This is a genomic window from Tenacibaculum soleae, from assembly GCF_001693415.1.
Taxonomy (GTDB): Bacteria; Bacteroidota; Bacteroidia; order Flavobacteriales; family Flavobacteriaceae; genus Polaribacter; species Polaribacter soleae.
Window position 1 is genome coordinate 1 of the sequence record NZ_MAKX01000041.1, and the last position, 15,173, is coordinate 15,173.

The 15,173-nt window shown below is 30.5% G+C and carries 13 protein-coding genes and 1 riboswitch; of the genes, 11 read left to right on the forward strand and 2 right to left on the reverse strand.

The features are described 5' to 3' along the window. Positions 1-370 precede the first annotated feature (370 nt). A complete protein-coding gene (locus tag BA195_RS13230) occupies positions 371-1,069 on the reverse strand; it encodes a LytR/AlgR family response regulator transcription factor (protein ID WP_068706243.1) in 699 nt (232 codons plus the stop codon). Next, positions 1,066-2,121 (reverse strand): sensor histidine kinase, encoded by a 1,056-nt coding sequence (locus tag BA195_RS13235; RefSeq protein WP_245662360.1) that lies wholly within the window; start codon positions 2,119-2,121, stop codon positions 1,066-1,068. Before BA195_RS13235 ends, BA195_RS13230 begins: the two co-directional genes overlap by 4 nt. A gap of 277 nt (positions 2,122-2,398) precedes the next feature. Here BA195_RS13235 and BA195_RS13240 point away from each other — a divergent pair, with 277 nt between their 5' ends. From BA195_RS13240 to BA195_RS13290, 11 genes are all read left to right on the forward strand, one after another. Beyond that, entirely contained in the window at positions 2,399-3,637 is a 1,239-nt protein-coding gene (locus tag BA195_RS13240) for a S41 family peptidase (protein WP_068706247.1), read from the forward strand. 1 nt (position 3,638) lies between these two features. Continuing rightward, on the forward strand, positions 3,639-4,682 hold the full coding sequence (locus BA195_RS13245) for a WD40 repeat domain-containing protein (RefSeq protein WP_068706249.1): 1,044 nt from the start codon (positions 3,639-3,641) through the stop codon (positions 4,680-4,682). 99 nt (positions 4,683-4,781) lie between these two features. Beyond that, a riboswitch (SAM riboswitch) is annotated at positions 4,782-4,906 on the forward strand. A 123-nt stretch (positions 4,907-5,029) separates the two neighbouring features. After that, positions 5,030-6,304: an O-acetylhomoserine aminocarboxypropyltransferase/cysteine synthase family protein gene (locus BA195_RS13250; protein ID WP_068706251.1), complete on the forward strand. Its 1,275-nt coding sequence runs from the start codon at positions 5,030-5,032 to the stop codon at positions 6,302-6,304. 90 nt (positions 6,305-6,394) lie between these two features. Further along, the gene (thrA, locus tag BA195_RS13255) at positions 6,395-9,793 is read left to right on the forward strand and encodes a bifunctional aspartate kinase/homoserine dehydrogenase I (protein ID WP_068706254.1); all 3,399 of its coding nucleotides are present in this window, start codon (positions 6,395-6,397) and stop codon (positions 9,791-9,793) included. Positions 9,794-9,857: 64 nt separating this feature from the next. After that, the gene (locus tag BA195_RS13260) at positions 9,858-11,024 is read left to right on the forward strand and encodes a trans-sulfuration enzyme family protein (RefSeq protein WP_068706256.1); all 1,167 of its coding nucleotides are present in this window, start codon (positions 9,858-9,860) and stop codon (positions 11,022-11,024) included. A 29-nt stretch (positions 11,025-11,053) separates the two neighbouring features. Further along, complete coding sequence (locus BA195_RS13265) at positions 11,054-11,461, forward strand: RrF2 family transcriptional regulator (protein ID WP_068706258.1); 408 nt, start codon at positions 11,054-11,056, stop codon at positions 11,459-11,461. A 120-nt stretch (positions 11,462-11,581) separates the two neighbouring features. After that, positions 11,582-11,833, forward strand: a complete 252-nt coding sequence (locus tag BA195_RS13270) for a DUF2061 domain-containing protein (protein WP_068706260.1) — start codon at positions 11,582-11,584, stop codon at positions 11,831-11,833. Next, on the forward strand, positions 11,821-12,459 hold the full coding sequence (locus BA195_RS13275) for a phosphoadenosine phosphosulfate reductase domain-containing protein (protein WP_245662361.1): 639 nt from the start codon (positions 11,821-11,823) through the stop codon (positions 12,457-12,459). Before BA195_RS13270 ends, BA195_RS13275 begins: the two co-directional genes overlap by 13 nt. Before the next feature lie 11 nt (positions 12,460-12,470). After that, positions 12,471-13,376: a sulfate adenylyltransferase subunit CysD gene (gene cysD / locus BA195_RS13280; protein ID WP_084443228.1), complete on the forward strand. Its 906-nt coding sequence runs from the start codon at positions 12,471-12,473 to the stop codon at positions 13,374-13,376. Positions 13,377-13,564: 188 nt separating this feature from the next. Further along, positions 13,565-14,812 (forward strand): sulfate adenylyltransferase subunit 1, encoded by a 1,248-nt coding sequence (locus BA195_RS13285; RefSeq protein WP_068706266.1) that lies wholly within the window; start codon positions 13,565-13,567, stop codon positions 14,810-14,812. A gap of 10 nt (positions 14,813-14,822) precedes the next feature. Beyond that, positions 14,823-15,170 (forward strand): 4Fe-4S dicluster domain-containing protein, encoded by a 348-nt coding sequence (locus BA195_RS13290; RefSeq protein ID WP_068706268.1) that lies wholly within the window; start codon positions 14,823-14,825, stop codon positions 15,168-15,170. The last annotated feature ends 3 nt before the right edge of the window (positions 15,171-15,173 follow it).

Genomic DNA, 15,173 nt, shown 5'->3' on the forward strand with positions numbered 1-15,173 from the left:
GTTAAGCCCATTAGCGCCGATGGTACTGCCAATGGTGGGAGAGTAGGTCGTTGCCTTTCTTTTAAACCTCAATCTTTTATTAGATTGAGGTTTTTTTTGCTTTAAATCGAAATGAAATTGGGTAAAAGACAAAAGGTGAATAAAAAAAGGAAATGGAGAGGTATAAAGTAAGCAAATAAGCTTTAGATATACGAATTATACATTGATAGCCTTAGCCACGATTGAAGCATTTGTTTGAGCTCTTTTTTGGTTTTACTAAAAAAATCAAAAAAAGCGAGTGTGGAAAGCGTGAATAGCTATTACTAATTATTTAAATCTTATTTATAAAAAAGGAACAATTTGTTAATAATTATAAATATTATAAAGGTAACTAAAATAAGAGCTTTATGTTTTTTTTATAAGTTTGGCCAATAGGAATTTTATGTTCTTTGATTAGAATACGATTTCCTTCTATTTGTTCAATCTTACTTTTTGAAACGATAAAAGATTTGTGTGTTCTGATAAAAGTATCAGGAAGGGATTTTTCTAATGAAGATATTTTTTCATTACTTAAAATGATTTTATCTTTTAAATAAACTTTACAATAGTGACCATAAGCTTCAATAAAAAGAATGTTGTTAAAATGGATTTGATGATGTTTTTTATCGCCTTTTAAGAAAAAACTTTCGGGTATTTTTTCTGTTTGATTTACAGGAATGTTGTTGTTTATTTCTTGCTGATTATTTGTAATGGTTTTATTGATAGCTTTAACAAAACGTTCAAAAGAAAAAGGCTTTAATAAATAATCTGAAATATTTAGTTCATATCCTTCTAAAGCAAATTCTTTGTAAGCAGTTGTTACAATTATTTTTGGTGGATTGGTTAAGGTTTTTAAGAAATCGAAGCCAGATAATTTAGGCATGTTAATGTCTAGAAACAACAAATCTACTTGCTCTTGATTTAAAAATTGCAAGGCTTCAAACGCATTGAAACAATTTCCGCTTTTCTTTAAATGCGGTAAATTATCACAATACTTCTCAATAATACGATGCGCAATTGGCTCGTCATCAATAATTAAATAATGCGTCATTTGGTGTCAATTTTAATAGCTAATTTATACACAGCATCGCTTTTGTTTATGGTTATTTGATGCTTCTTAGGATACAATAAATTTAAACGTTGTTTTAAATTATCTAAGCCAATTCCAGTTTCTGATTCAGTTTCTGATTGCTCATAATTATTTTCTATTTGAAAAAGAATAGTTTTTTTGTTTGTAGAAAGATTCATGTGAATATAAGCATTCTCTGTCAGTTTTTCTACTCCGTGTTTAAATGCATTCTCTAATAAAATAATATACAGCAACGGAGCAATTTTGTAATTAGTTATATTTATGTATTTAAATGTAATATCAACTTTTTTTTGATACCTGATTTTATGTAGTTCTATATAGTTTTGTAAATATTCAACTTCATCTTTTAAAGGCACTAAATCTTCCTTTCCCATATAGATTGTGTAACGCATCATATCAGATAATTTTAGCACAACATCTGGTGCATCATCAGATTTTTCTACTGTTAAGCCATATAAATTATTCAGTGTGTTAAAGAAAAAATGAGGATTTATTTGACTTTTTAATAGCGCTAATTCAGCTTTAGTTTTTTTTGATTCTACGTTTTTTAACCATCTCCATTGTTGAAAAATCCATCCTAAAATCAATAAAAAAAAAGGAATGGTTAAAATAATTTTAATCTCTTTTTCTTGCTGTAAGTACACGTTTAAATCATCAATATAAACTCTTATATATAAGAAGTAACCGATGCTTAATAGATAGAAAGCAATTGTAAAAAGCGCGTATTTTTTGAAGAATTTTGGAGCTATTATAGAAAATAAAGCTAAGCTGGTAATAATAATACCTATAAATGTAATAGGATTGTCAATTATTTCGGCATGGATATCATTAACAATAACAAGTATAAAAAAAAAGATTACGCCAATTAATTTTAGTGAAATTGATAGGTGTTTTTTTAGGAAATAAAAATAATAAATGGGCAATGAAAATAACAACCAATAAAAGATAAAACTTAACGTGTTTGATAAGTATTCTGAATTATCTATATAAATATGATCAAAATAAGTTAGCAACAGTACTAGGAGCCTGAAAATTATTAGCCCGTATATAAATGCTTTGTATTTTTTAAGAAATGTTTTCACTTAGTAAAGCTAATGATAATGTAATAAATAGAATACTATTTTACACAAACAATCAAAAATCAAGCATCAACAATTAAAAATGGGACTCAAAACGGTTTTAAGTTTATAAAGATGGTTTGTGTGTGGAAATGATAAGCAGTTGAGAATTATTATTTATCTAAAATTAAATCGGTTTTATGTTTGTAAGGAATTTAAAATCAATTTAAAAATGAAAAAATACATCTTAGCATTCGTAGTAACAATTGTGACTATAACAAGTACAATATCGCAAAATAATGAATTTAACAAAAAAGAAAAGAAATTAGTTTTAAAACTAATTTCAGAGAAATTACTAGCGTCTTATATCGATTTAGATGTTGCAAAAAAAATGTCTGCAACGATCATATCTAATTCAAAAAAATACAAGTCTATTTCTAATAAAAAAGAATTTTCTACAATACTTACAAAAGACTTACAAGAATTAAGTCATGATTTGCATTTAAAAGTGAATTTTGAGCCGAAAAAAATTGCACAAAGTAAACGTGTAATAACAAAAGAGATAAAACTTAAAAGAGATAAAATGATGGCTATGAAAATGGCAGAAATCAATTTTGGTTTTACAGAAACAAAAGTGTTAAACGGTAATATTGGTTATTTAAATTTGCGAATGTTCGCAGATATGAAGTACGCAAAAGAAACGGCAATTGCTGCTATGAGTTTTTTAAAAAATACCAATGCAATTATTATTGACTTAAGAAATAACGGTGGAGGTGTTCCAAACATGATGCAATTATTAGCAAGTTATTTTACGGATAAAAAACCAGTGTTACTAAGTAATTTTTATGAGCGTAAGACAAATAATAAAACACAGTTACTTACTTTCGAAAATATTGATGGTAAAAGGAAAACAAATACGCGACTATACATTTTAACAAGTAAAAAAACGTTTTCAGCAGCAGAAGCGTTTGCCTATACACTGAAACATTTAAATAAAGCAATAGTTGTTGGAGAAACAACTCGAGGAGGTGCAAACAGAACTAAAAGAGTGAATTTGAATAATAATTTTACAATCTCTATTCCGTATATTGAAGCAATGCATCCTGTCACAAAAACTAATTGGGAAGGAAAAGGCGTAAAACCAACTATTAAATCAACAAAGAAAGATGCTTTTATAGTTGCATATATTGATGCATTAGATAAAACTGTAAAACGAAATAAAAAAAATATTTTAAATAAAGTAGGATATACTTACTTACAAGAAAAAAATGTGGATTTTGCAATTAAATTATTTCAAAAGAACACAGAATTATATCCTAATGATGCCAATTCTTGGGATAGTTTAGGAGAAGCGTATTTTTATAAAAAAGATAAAAAAAATGCTTTATTAGCATATAAGAAAGCATTAGAATTAGATGCGTCATCAGCATCAGCAAAAAAAATGATTCAAAAACTAGAAAGTATTAAATAGTATGAAAAATAAGTTTTTAATAATAGGAATTATAATTGTTATAAGCCTTTTAGTTTTAATGTCTTTACAAGTATTTGCTCAGCCTAAAATTGTTGAAGGAAATCAAATCGAATTGCAAAAAACGTATACACATCATAAAAATGAAGTATGGGAGGTTAAGTTTAGTCCAAACAATTCATTAATGATTAGTGGAGGAATTGAACCAAACGCTAAAATTTGGTCTAGAATTACAGGTAAAGTTTTACATGATTTACCACACGAAATAGGAACGCCAACAGTAGATTTTAGTTCAACAGGAAAAGTTGTTGCAACAGGAGCGTATGATGGAAACGTTAGAATTTGGGACGTTAAAACAGGAGCTTTATTAAAAACCTTAAAAGGAGATGGTGGCACAATTTGGACTGTAAATTTTAGTCCAGACGGAAAGTTAATCGCCGCTGGCGGAAATGATGATAAAGTTTTTGTTTGGAATGTAAATACAGGGAAACTAATTTATGATTTTAACGACTCTCAAGAAAATATTTGGGAAGTTGTTTTTAACCCTACTGGCGAATTATTATTATCGTCAGGAAGTGATAATGCTATTAGAGTTTATGATGTTAAATCGGGCAAATTACTTCAAACAATTTTAGGGCATTCTATGGTGCCATTGTCAATGAATTTTAGTCCAAACGGAAAGTTATTAGCAAGTGCTGGAGATGATAAAATAGTTAAAATTTGGGACACCACTAATTGGCAATTATTGCACACTTTAAAAGGAGATAATCAGGCAATTCATTCGGTTGTTTTTATTGATAATGACAGGGTAATAGCAGGAGGAACAGACAAATCGATGATTGGAGAATTACTTGAATATCATTTTAAATTTTCAGGAGTAGTAAAACCAATTGTAGCAACTTTATGGGATGTAAAAAGCGAAAAAATTTTACAAACAATTTCAAATCATACCAATGATATTGGTTTGGGAATGGATGTTAGTTCTGACGGAAGACTAATTGCAACGCCAAGTAAAGATAAAACTGTTAAAGTTTGGAAAATCATTTAGGTAAATACTTTTTTTTTTAAAAAAAAGTGAATTTTTATTAGGATATTAAATTAAAATATTTGAATATTTGCACTCACGAAGTTCAATAACTTATTGACAATGTTATCAAGAAAGGTGGAGGGATTAGACCCGGTGAAACCTTAGCAACCCTTTGTACAAGACAAAGAAGGTGCTAAATTCTACTTAATTTTAAATTCATTTATTTAAAATTGGATAGATAACTCAAGTGCAATTATTCATCTATAATTGCTATAATTCTTCATAACATTTTTCTAGTAAGTACGTCAAAAAAAATTGACGCATTTGACTTTTGTTTTAATTTTTTATTATCTCAAAAAACAAGAAAAATGAGTACACAAAAATTCGCAACCAACGCGTTGCACGCAGGACATGATGTAAAACAAACAGGAGGCACAAGAGCAGTTCCTATTTATCAAACAACATCGTATGTTTTTAATGATTCAGACCATGCAGCAAACCTTTTTTCATTAAAAGAATTAGGATTTATTTACACACGATTAAACAATCCTACAAATCAAATTTTACAAGAGCGTTTGGCTAGTTTAGAAGGCGGAACAGGAGCTGTAGTATTTGCGTCAGGTACGGCAGCAATTTCAACAGGGTTATTAACGTTATTAAAAGCCGGTGATCATATTGTAGCCTCAAGTAGTTTGTATGGAGGAACCTACAATCTATTAAATGTAACCTTACCTAGATTAGGTATTACTACCACATTTGTGGACGCTTCTAATCCTGATAACTTTGCTAAAGCAGTACAGGATAATACAAGAGCTTTTTTCGTTGAATCATTAGGGAACCCGAAGTTAGATGTGTTAGATTTAAAAGGGATATCAAAACATGCAAAAAAAACTGAAGTTCCATTTATTGTTGATAATACAGTAGCTACACCAGCATTGTTAAATCCGATAGAACATGGTGCAAATATTGTAATTCATTCGTTAACAAAATACATTGGAGGTCAAGGAAACTCTTTAGGAGGCGCAATTATTGATGCAGGAACTTTTAATTGGGCAAATGGGAAATTCCCTGAATTTACAGAACCATCAGCAGGGTATCATGGTTTAGTATATCATGAAACTTTAGGAGCAGCTTCTTATACTTTCAAATTAATTTTAGAAGGATTAAGAGATTTCGGAGGAGCCTTAAGTCCTACGAATGCATTTAACATTATTCAAGGATTAGAAACATTAGATATCAGAATAAAAAAGCATAGTGAAAATGCTTTAAATATTGCTGCATGGTTAGAAGAGCAATCAGAAGTAGCTTGGGTAAATTACCCAGGTTTAGAAAGCAGTAAATATAACAAATTAGCAAAAACGTATTTACCAAAAGGACAAAGTGGTATTGTTACATTTGGTGTTAAAGGTGGTTATGAAGCTGCAAAAAAAGTTTCAGATAACACAAAACTTTTTTCATTATTGGCAAATATTGGAGATACAAAATCACTAATCATTCACCCTGCTAGTACAACACATCAACAATTAAGTGAACAAGCGCAAGAAAGTGCAGGAGTTACGAATGATTTAATTCGTTTATCAGTAGGGCTTGAAAATCTTGAAGATTTAAAAAGTGATTTAAAAGATGCTTTTTTAACAATATAAACATAAAAAAATCGAATGTATTGAATCTTATTTTTTTGAAGGGGAATAAGTTCATGTAAATCGTTCGATTTTATAGTAAAATAGATACAGTTGAAAAATACTTTAGCACATATAAATATTGTTGATTTTACCACAGAAAGCGGCGTTTTATTAAGTAAAATAGCATTAAGCTATCAGGTTTTTGGGGAAAAATTGGGAACAGCTCCTGTGGTATTAATCAATCATGCTTTAACAGGTAATAGTAATGTTGCTGATGTTACAGATGGTTGGTGGAAAGAATTAATAGGGAAAAACAAAGCGGTAAACACGCAAAAGTATACCGTTTTATGTTTTAACATTCCAGGCAACGGGTATGATGGTTTTTTAATAGAAAACTATAAAGATTTTATTGCAAGAGATATTGCTAAAGTTTTTTTAATAGGATTAGAAAAACTTAAAATAAAACAATTATTTGCTTTAATTGGTGGGTCATTAGGTGGTGGAATAGCTTGGGAAATGGCTGTTTTAAAACCTAAAATAACAAAACATTTGATTCCCATAGCAACCGATTGGAAATCTACTGATTGGTTAATTGGTAACTGCCAAATTCAAGAACAATTTTTAATAAATTCGAGCAATCCAGTGCACGATGCTCGCATGCATGCAATGTTATGTTATAGAACTCCAAAATCGTTTAAAGAACGTTTTCATCGATCAAAAAGAGAAGATTCAGAAGTTTTTAATGTAGAAAGTTGGCTGTTACATCACGGTAAAAAATTACAAGAACGTTATCAACTAGCGTCTTATAAATTAATGAATCAATTATTAAAAACGATTGATGTAACCAAAGGAGAAAATAATTCGGAAATTTTAAAAAAAATTAAAGCAGATATACATATCGTAGGAGTAGATTCTGACTTGTTTTTTACTGCTGAAGAAAATAGAGAAACTCAAAAAGAGCTAGCCTTAGTAAACGCAAATGTTACGTATAACGAAATAAATTCGGTTCACGGACACGATGCTTTTTTGATTGAATACGAGCAATTAGAAAAAATAATAGCGCCAATATTCAATCTAAATTCAAAAAATAATCAAATGAAAATAATCAAATTTGGCGGAAAATCGCTGTCGAATAAAGGAATTACAAATGTAATTTCAATTATAGAGCAAAAAGTAAACGATCAAGAAAATATAGCTGTGGTTGTATCAGCAAGAGGAAATGCGACGGATCAATTAGAAGAAATTTTAGAAAAAGCAGCAAAGAACGCTCCTTATCAAGATCAATTTGAAGCGCTTAAATATGAGCAGTCGCAATTAACACCATTGATTGACTTTTCTCCTGAGTTTTCTCGTTTAGAAAAATTTTTTGAAGGTGTTAGTTTATTAGGAGATTATAGTAAAAAAATAAAAGACGAAGTTTTAGCTCAAGGAGAGTTGTTATCAACAAAAACAGTTGCCGCACTTTTAAATGAAAAAGGGATAAATGCTAATATTACCGATGCTAGAACGTTGATAAAAACGGATGATAATTTTGGAAATGCACAGCCAATTATAAATATTTCGAAAGAAAATGTAGTAAAGCATTTTAAAAAACATAATGGAGATACTGTAAATATTGTAACAGGTTTTATTGCTTCTAATTTAAAAGGAGAAACGACTACGCTTGGACGAAATGGAAGTAATTATACCGCATCATTATTAGCAAATTATTTAGATGCAAATGAGTTACAAAACTATACGCATGTTGATGGAATTTTTACTGCAAATCCTGATTTAGTTGCTGATGCAAAAAAAATAGAAGAACTATCTTTTTCAGAGGCTAATGAATTGGCAAATTTTGGCGCTAATATTTTACACGCAAAAACAATTATTCCGTTATTAGAAAAAAATATAAATCTTCGTATTTTAAATACGTTTAACCCTGCGGATAAAGGAACATTAATTACAGCTAAATCAAATTCAAAAGGCATAAAATCATTATCGGTTTTAGACAATGTAGCATTGCTAAATTTTGAAGGACGAGGTTTGTTGGGTAAAGTAGGTGTAGATGCACGTATTTTTAGAGCCTTAAGTAATAATGGCATTAGTGTAAGTATTATTTCGCAAGGTTCATCAGAAAGAGGTATTGGTTTAGTAATTGATAAAGAAAAGGCAGCAGCAGCTGTACAAGCTTTAGAACAAGAGTTTGAAAGTGATTTTTATACCAAAGATGTAAATCAAATTTCAATTATAGATAATGTCGCTGTAATATCAATTATAGGTCAAGATTTAAGTGAGTTTCATCATCCGTATAATGCGTTGATAAAAAACCAAATTGTACCATTATTATTTAACAATACAATTTCAGGAAAAAATGTAAGTTTGGTTGTTAAAAAAGAACAATTACACAAGGCGTTAAATGTAATTCATGGGCAAGTTTTTGGAGTTGCAAAGAAAATAAATATAGCCATATTTGGTAAAGGATTAGTTGGAGGAACTTTAATTAATCAAATTATAAAAAATACCAAATCTATATTAGAAAGAAAAAAAATACAGTTAAATATTTTTGCCATAGCGGGCTCTAAAAAAGTATTATTAAGTAGCGATGGAGCTGTAGAAAATTGGAAAACAATTTTAAAAAATAATGATGAGGAAACGCATATTGTTGATAGCGTAATAGATTTTGCTAAAAAACATCATCTCGAAAACTTAATAGCTGTTGATAATACTGCAAGTAGTGAATTTACAGAAAATTACATTCCATTAATAGAAAACGGTTTCGATTTAGTTTCTTCTAATAAAATAGCAAATACGGTATCTCATGATTTTTATAAAAAACTACGAAAAACATTAGAAATAAATACCAAATCATATTTGTATGAAACCAATGTTGGTGCAGGTTTACCGCTAATAGATACCATTAAGTTATTGCACGATTCTGGCGAAAATATTACACGTATTAGAGGAGTTTTTTCAGGATCTTTAAGTTATTTATTTAATAAGTTTTCTTCGGATGAAGTTCTGTTTTCAAACGTATTACAAGAAGCTATTGATAGCGGATTTACAGAACCAGACCCACGAGAAGATTTATGTGGAAATGATGTAGCTCGAAAATTATTGATTTTGGCTCGTGAGCTAGATTTAGAAAATGAATTTGAAGATATAGCAATTGAAAATTTAATTCCATCAGAATTTAGAGATATTTCAGCATCAGAATTTTTATCAAACTTAGATAAATTAAATCCAGTATTTAAAAATCAAAAAGAAGCACAAGATAAAGATCATGTATTGCGATATATAGGCGATTTACATGGCGATTTATCAAAAGCAAAAGGAGAACTAGATGTAAAATTAGTATCGGTACCAACAAGTTCGCCTTTAGGAAGTTTAAAAGGATCGGATGCTATTTTTGAAATTTATACAGAATCGTACGGAGAACAACCCATTGTAATTCAAGGAGCAGGAGCAGGAGCAGAAGTAACAGCGAGGGGTGTTTTTGGAGATATTTTACGATTAGCAAACAAACAATAATTAAAGATTAAAAAGTATTTAACTATAAATAGGTTATTTGATTAAAGAGTATAAAACAAACAATATGAGTAAAAATTTCGAAACTGAAGCAATTAGAACACAAACTGAACGATCGCAATTTTCAGAACATTCTACACCTTTATACTTAACTTCTAGTTTTGTATTTGATGATGCAGAAGATATGCGAGCGTCTTTTGCTGAAGAAAAAGAGAAAAATTTATATAGCCGATTTTCAAACCCAAATACAACAGAATTTGTAAATAAAATTGTGGCAATGGAAAAAGCCGAAGCGGGCTATGCTTTTGCAACAGGAATGGCAGCTGTTTTTTCTACTTTCGGAGCTTTGCTAAATGCAGGAGATCATATTGTTTCTTGCCGATCTGTTTTTGGTTCTACGCATAGTTTGTTTACTAAATATCTACCAAAATGGAATATTGAAACAAGTTACTTTAAAATAAATGAAGTTGATAAAATTGAAAGTTTAATTCAGCCCAATACTAAAATATTATATGCAGAGACACCTACCAACCCAGCCGTTGATATTATTGATTTAGAATTATTAGGTAAAATTGCAAAAAAGCATAACATATTATTAGTAATTGACAATTGTTTTGCAACGCCATACCTACAAAACCCGATAGATTTTGGAGCAGATATTGTTATCCATTCAGCAACAAAATTAATTGACGGACAAGGAAGAGTTTTAGGCGGGGTAACTGTTGGAAAAGCTGATTTAATTCGTGAAATTTATTTGTTTTCAAGAAATACAGGGCCAGCAATGTCACCGTTTAATGCTTGGGTATTATCTAAAAGTTTAGAAACATTAAGTATTCGAGTAGAAAAACATTGCGAAAACGCCTTGAAAGTTGCCGAGTTTTTAGAGGCGCATGAAAATGTGAATATAGTAAAATATCCGTTTTTAAAATCGCATCCAAAATATGAAGTTGCAAAAAAACAAATGCGCTTAGGAGGTAATATTGTTGCTTTTGAAGTTAAAGGAGGTATTGAAGCAGGACGTAAATTTTTAAACGCAATAAAAATGTGCTCATTATCTGCAAACTTAGGAGATACAAGAACCATTGTTACGCACCCAGCATCTACAACACATAGTAAATTAAGTATTGAAGATCGATTAGAAGTAGGAATTACAGATGGTTTGGTACGATGTTCTGTGGGGGTAGAAAACGCTATTGATATTATTAATGATTTAAAACAAGCTTTAGAGAATTAGCAACTAAATAAAAAGTGTATTTTTGTGGTATGCTTTCTAAAAAAACGAAATACGGCTTAAAGGCACTAACATTTATTGCTAGGCAAGAAAAAGGAGATAAGGTGCAAATTGCAACAATATCTAAAAGCGAAAATATTTCACACAAATTTTTAGAAAGTATATTACTTACCTTACGAAGAGCCGGCTTTTTAGGCGCCAAAAAAGGCAAAGGCGGTGGCTACTATATGTTAAAAGATGCATCAGAAATTAAAATGACAGATGTTATTAGAACCCTTGAAGGTCCTATAGCCATGTTACCTTGCGTTAGTTTAAATTACTACGAAAAATGTAGTGATTGCCCTGATGAAGATGCGTGTTCTGTTCATAAATTAATGATTCAAGTTAGAGACAATACACTTCAAGTTCTTAGAAATAATACCCTTGCCGATTTAGTATAATTTACCACAAATGTTATCGTTTTGTAAAAAATTTAAATAAATGTTTTTTTATCTAAAATGTATACCTACATTTGTTGAATCTTAAAACCTAGTTACCCGATAGGGTATTTAATTTTAAAAATGATTTTAGAACAATTAGTAGCAGATAAAAAAAATTATAAGTCAGATAAAACTTCAGAAAATCCGATACGAAGTTTTGTTAAATCGGTTAGTTGGAGAGTTATCGGAACTATTGATACAATTTTAATTTCTTGGTTAATTACAGGAGAGTTAACCTTAGCATTTTCAATAGGAAGCATAGAGTTAGTAACAAAAATGATATTGTATTTCTTTCATGAAAGAATTTGGAATAAAATAAAATGGGGAAAATAATGAGCTTAAAAGAAGAGTTAAATATAGCTGAACTAAATAAAGGTTTAGAAAAATTGAGTCCAAAAGAAATTATAGAATGGGTTTTTGAATTGAAACAAAAAACGATAATTACTACAAATTTCAGACCTTATGAAGTAGCTATCTTACATTTAATAGCAACAAAAAATCCTTCGATAAAAGTTATTTGGTGTGATACAGGTTATAACACACCACAAACTTATAAACATGCTGAAGAGTTAATAGATAAATTAAACTTAAACGTAGCGTTGTATGTGCCAAAGCAAACGGTTGCACATCGTAATATTACCATAGGGCTTCCATCAATAGAAGATGAAAATCATGCAGTTTTTACCGAGCAAGTAAAATTAGAACCTTTTAAAAGAGCGATGGCTGAGCATCAACCAAAAATATGGTTTACCAATTTACGAAAAGGACAAACAGCATATAGAGACGGTATAGGCGTGCTTTCTTTTAGTAAAGATGGTATTTTAAAAGTGAGCCCTTTTTATCATTGGTCTGATGAAGATTTAGATAAATATTTAAAAGAACACAATTTACCAAATGAGTTTAAATACTTCGATCCAACAAAAGTAGAAAGTAACAGAGAATGTGGTTTACATATTTAAAAGATATGATTATGAATACAAAAACAATACAAGTAGGTGCACTAGAAAGTGAAGCTATATATATATTTAGGGAGGTAGTCGCTCAATTTGAAAAACCAGTGTTATTATTTTCGGGGGGAAAAGACAGTATAACACTGGTGCGACTCGCACAAAAAGCATTTTATCCAGCTAAAATTCCGTTTCCTTTAATGCACATAGATACAGGACATAATTTTCCTGAAACTATTGAGTTTAGAGACCGTTTAGCAAAAGAATTAGGGGTTGAACTAATCGTTAGAAACGTTCAAGATAATATCGATAAAGGTAGAGTAAAAGAAGAAAAAGGGAGATACGCAAGCCGAAACATGTTACAAACAGAAACGTTATTAGATGCAATTGATGAGTTTGGCTTTGATGCATGTATCGGTGGAGCGCGTAGAGATGAAGAAAAAGCAAGAGCAAAAGAACGTATTTTTTCTGTTCGTGACGATTTTGGACAATGGGACGAAAAAAATCAACGACCAGAATTATTTGATATGTTAAACGGAAAAATTGATTTAGGGCAAAATGTACGTGTCTTTCCTATTTCAAACTGGACAGAGTTAGATGTTTGGTCATACATCCAAAAAGAAAACATCGAAATACCATCCATTTATTTCGCTCACAAAAGAGCTACTTTTTTAAGAGACGGCTTAATATGGTCAGCAGAAGACGATGTAGTTTATAGAGATGAAGATGAAGAAGTGCAAGAGCGAATGGTACGTTTTAGAACCGTAGGTGATATGAGTTGTACCGCAGCAGTATTGTCCGACGCAATAGATATTGACACCGTTGTAAACGAAATAAAAGTATCAACCATATCAGAACGTGGTGCTCGAATAGATGATAAACGATCAGAAGCAGCCATGGAAAAACGTAAACAACAAGGATATTTTTAAAATTATAAGGGCGTTTTAACGGGCTTTACACTGTATCTTTTTTTGAGAAAAACAAAAAAAGGATGCCGTTTCAATCCCTAACGCATTTATTAACAAATATTCCGAAAGCCTAAAAGCTTTAAGATTATCAATAAAAACAAATACGAATACCGCTATAAGTTAAAAGCTAATAGCAAATAGCAAATAAAATGAACGTATTAAAAATAGCAACAGCAGGTAGTGTAGATGATGGTAAAAGTACCTTAATCGGACGTATTTTATACGACACCAAATCACTAACTGATGATAAATTAGAAGCCATTGAAGAAAAAAGTAAACAAAGAGGTTTTGATTACTTAGACTTTTCATTAGCTACCGATGGTTTAGTGGCAGAAAGAGAGCAAGGAATTACAATCGATGTAGCACACATATACTTTTCAACACCAAAAACCAGTTTTATAATAGCCGATACTCCTGGGCATATTGAGTATACCAGAAACATGGTTACAGGTGCATCAAACTCACAAGCATCTATTGTTTTAATTGATGCTCGTAACGGAGTAATTGAGCAAACCTACCGTCACTTTTTTATAAACACATTATTACGCGTAAAAAACGTAGTAATAGCCATTAATAAAATGGATTTAGTTGATTTTTCAGAAGAAAAATTTAACGAAATAAAAAATGAAATAGAATATTTAGCAAGTAAAAGTGCTTATAAAGGTCAAAAATTAACGTTCATTCCTATGTCTGCCTTAAAAGGTGACAATGTTGTTGAAAAGTCAGAAAATACACCTTGGTATAAAGGCGAAACATTATTAGATCACTTAGAAAGTTTAGTTTCAGAAGATTTAGAAGAAGTTTCTCAAACACGTTTTCCTGTGCAAACAGTAATACGACCTAAAACTGACGAGTATCATGATTTTAGAGGTTATGCCGGTAAAATTTATGGAGGCGATTTAGCTGTTGGCGATTCCGTTACCGTTTTACCATCAGCAACCACATCAAAAATAAAAAGTATTAACTTTTTTGATAAAGAGTATTTACAGGCAAAAAGAGGAAGTTCGGTAACACTTACTTTAGAAGATAATGTAAATGTAAGTAGAGGGGATATGTTGGTAAAACTAGATGAACAACCAACAGTTACAAAAGAGTTGAATGCAACTATTTGTTGGATGGATAAAGAACCTTTACAAGCCGCTAATAAATATTACGTTAAACACGGGGTAAATGATGTACAAGCAAAAATAACAAGCTTAACATCACTTATAAAACCTGATTTTTCAGGAAAAGAAGAAAACCCATCAGCATTAGCGTTAAATGAAATAGGCGAAGTTTCTTTAAAAGTAAGTAAACCATTATTTGTAGATGCTTATAGCAAAAATAAAGCAAACGGAACTTTTATTTTAATCAATCCAAAAACCAATAATACAGCCGGTGTAGGCTTTATTCAGTAATTAAAATAGTATGGCAATTATAATAACAGATGAGTGCATCAATTGCGGAGCATGTGAACCAGAATGCCCAAATACAGCTATTTATGAAGGAGCTGAAGATTGGAAATATAGTGAAGGAACTTCGTTAATAGGTAATATTGAGTTAAAAAATGGAGTAACTGTAGATGCTGATGAAACACAAGAGGCGATATCAGATGAATACTATTTTATTTCTCCAGATAAATGTACCGAATGTATCGGTTTTCACGAAGAACCACAATGTGCAGCCGTTTGTCCGGTAGACTGTTGTGTACCTGATGATGACCATGTAGAAACAGAGGAAGAATTATTGTCAAAACAAAAATTCTTACATAATTAATTA

Bases quoted from the DNA above. Each gene is read 5' to 3' on its own strand.
- BA195_RS13230 (WP_068706243.1), bottom strand. From the start codon at position 1,069: ATGACGCATTATTTAATTATTGATGACGAGCCAATTGCGCATCGTATT.
- BA195_RS13240 (WP_068706247.1), top strand. From the start codon at position 2,399: ATGAAAAAATACATCTTAGCATTCGTAGTAACAATTGTGACTATAACA.
- BA195_RS13245 (WP_068706249.1), top strand. From the start codon at position 3,639: ATGAAAAATAAGTTTTTAATAATAGGAATTATAATTGTTATAAGCCTT.
- BA195_RS13250 (WP_068706251.1), top strand. From the start codon at position 5,030: ATGAGTACACAAAAATTCGCAACCAACGCGTTGCACGCAGGACATGAT.
- BA195_RS13260 (WP_068706256.1), top strand. From the start codon at position 9,858: ATGAGTAAAAATTTCGAAACTGAAGCAATTAGAACACAAACTGAACGA.
- BA195_RS13265 (WP_068706258.1), top strand. From the start codon at position 11,054: ATGCTTTCTAAAAAAACGAAATACGGCTTAAAGGCACTAACATTTATT.
- BA195_RS13270 (WP_068706260.1), top strand. From the start codon at position 11,582: ATGATTTTAGAACAATTAGTAGCAGATAAAAAAAATTATAAGTCAGAT.
- BA195_RS13275 (WP_245662361.1), top strand. From the start codon at position 11,821: ATGGGGAAAATAATGAGCTTAAAAGAAGAGTTAAATATAGCTGAACTA.
- cysD (WP_084443228.1), top strand. From the start codon at position 12,471: ATGAATACAAAAACAATACAAGTAGGTGCACTAGAAAGTGAAGCTATA.
- BA195_RS13285 (WP_068706266.1), top strand. From the start codon at position 13,565: ATGAACGTATTAAAAATAGCAACAGCAGGTAGTGTAGATGATGGTAAA.
- BA195_RS13290 (WP_068706268.1), top strand. From the start codon at position 14,823: ATGGCAATTATAATAACAGATGAGTGCATCAATTGCGGAGCATGTGAA.